Annotated in this window: 3 protein-coding genes; 1 reads left to right on the forward strand and 2 read right to left on the reverse strand. The window is 69.6% G+C overall.

The features are described 5' to 3' along the window. The first annotated feature begins 151 nt into the window (after positions 1–151). Positions 152–832, forward strand: coding sequence for a spermidine synthase family protein (locus tag ELY12_RS04205; RefSeq protein WP_126175460.1), 681 nt, complete (start codon positions 152–154; stop codon positions 830–832). Here ELY12_RS04205 and ELY12_RS04210 read toward each other — a convergent pair. Continuing rightward, positions 829–1,353, reverse strand: coding sequence for a DUF1993 domain-containing protein (locus tag ELY12_RS04210; protein WP_126175461.1), 525 nt, complete (start codon positions 1,351–1,353; stop codon positions 829–831). The genes ELY12_RS04205 and ELY12_RS04210 overlap by 4 nt on opposite strands. A 63-nt stretch (positions 1,354–1,416) precedes the next feature. After that, positions 1,417–1,734, reverse strand: a 318-nt coding sequence (locus ELY12_RS04215) for a GcrA family cell cycle regulator (RefSeq protein ID WP_241229719.1), incomplete at its 5' end; no start/stop codon positions are given.

Here is a 1,734-nt window from a genome sequence, read left to right on the forward strand (position 1 = left end):
GCCGTGACCGCGACGACCGTCCGCGTGACGGCGGCGAGAGCCACGTTCCGGACTTCCTGAAGGACTGATCCGGTTCGCTGAACAGCAAGGGGCCGTCGGAGCGATCCGGCGGCCCTTTTCTTTTGCCCGCCCGCCTGCGAGGGGGCGAGGCATGATCCCACGCGAGACCCTGGCCACCGCGCGCATCCCCGGCGGCGACACGCTGACCCTGATGCGGCACGGCACCGATCACGTGGTCATGCTCGGCCGCGACGAGCTGATGGGCACGCGGATGCGCTTCTCGGAAGAGCAGCTCGCCGAGCTCACGATCGAGCGGCTCGGCAAGTCCGACGCCCGCCTGCTGATCGGGGGGTATGGCATGGGCTTCACCTTGCGCGCCGCGCTCGCGGCGCTGGGGCCGAAGGGTCAGGTGACGGTGGCAGAGATAGTGCCCGAGATCCTCGACTGGGCGCGCGGGCCGCTTGCCTCACTCACCGGCGACACGCTGGACGACCCGCGCGCGCGGATCGAGCTGTGCGACGTCGCCGCGCTGATCGACGACGCGGTCGATGGCTCGTTGCCCAAGTGGGACGCGATCCTGCTCGATGTCGACAACGGCCCCGACGGGATCGTGCGCACTGGCAACGAGCGGCTCTATACCCGCACCGGCCTCGCCCGGGCGCGCGATGCGCTTGGCCCCGGCGGGCTGCTAGCGGTGTGGTCGGCCGCGCCCGACCCCAAGTTCGCACGCCGCCTCAAGGATGCCGGGTTCGACGTAGAGGAGCGCACCGTCCGCGCGCGGCCCAACAACAAGGGGCCGCGTCACACGATCTGGTTTTCGCGCCGGCCTTAGCCGCGCTCGATCCGCAAGCGTCCCATGAAGTCGCGCTTGCCCAGCTGCGCTCCGCGCATGCGCAGGATGTCGTACACCGTGGAGGCATGGAACATGTAGTTCGGTTGGCTGAAGCTGAGCAGGAACTGGTCTGCACTGAATGGCAGCGAGAGCTGCGACATCTCGAACTTCATCGGCCGGCCGATCCAGCTCTCTGCTTCGTCCGCGCTCACGCCTTGCAGCGTTGCCTCAGACTGCGCGAGCAAGTCGCGGCACGCGGCGAACGTATCAGGAAACGGCCCGCGCGGCGGGTTGAACACGCCCGCCCGCACGCCCTCGACCGCGCCATGCGTGTGATGCGCAACGCTCGCGAACTGGAACGGTAGCGGGTGCATGTCCTCGATCAGCCGGGTGGCGAAGAGGTCGGCCTCGCTGCAACCTGCACTGCTGCACCACTCCTCCGCCTTGTCGACCAGCTTGGCAGTCGCGCCGACGATCTGCAGCGCAGTGGGGACGTAGGCGGCGTGAAGTGATAGCGGCATCGAGAATTCTCCCTCACAAGAAAAAGGCCCGGCAGTCGCGCGACTACCGGGCCTGGAAAATGTCTAGCGCACCCGCGGGCCGCCGAACGGCAGCGGGGGAGGAGGCCGGCGCGCACCGCGCGGCAGCTGCGCCTGATAGGCCCGCCCGCAGTGCTCGACGCAGTACGGGAAGCCCGGGTTCACGTTCTCGCCGCAGAAGTGGAAGTCGGCCTCGCCGGGGTGCCCCATCGGCCAGCGGCAGACCTTGTCGTTCAGATCGAGCAGCGAGGTCTTGTCGGCGATCTCCGGGCTCGGCTTGGCCGGCACCAGGCGGCGCGGCGGCGCGGGCGGGATCGGCGGTTGCTGGTCGCCGGGGCCCTGGCGCAGGAAGCCGCCGGGGCC

The organism is Tsuneonella rigui (assembly GCF_003958625.1).
Classification (GTDB): domain Bacteria; phylum Pseudomonadota; class Alphaproteobacteria; order Sphingomonadales; family Sphingomonadaceae; genus Tsuneonella; species Tsuneonella rigui.

Bases quoted from the DNA above. Each gene is read 5' to 3' on its own strand.
- ELY12_RS04210 (WP_126175461.1), bottom strand. From the start codon at position 1,353: ATGCCGCTATCACTTCACGCCGCCTACGTCCCCACTGCGCTGCAGATC.
- ELY12_RS04205 (WP_126175460.1), top strand. From the start codon at position 152: ATGATCCCACGCGAGACCCTGGCCACCGCGCGCATCCCCGGCGGCGAC.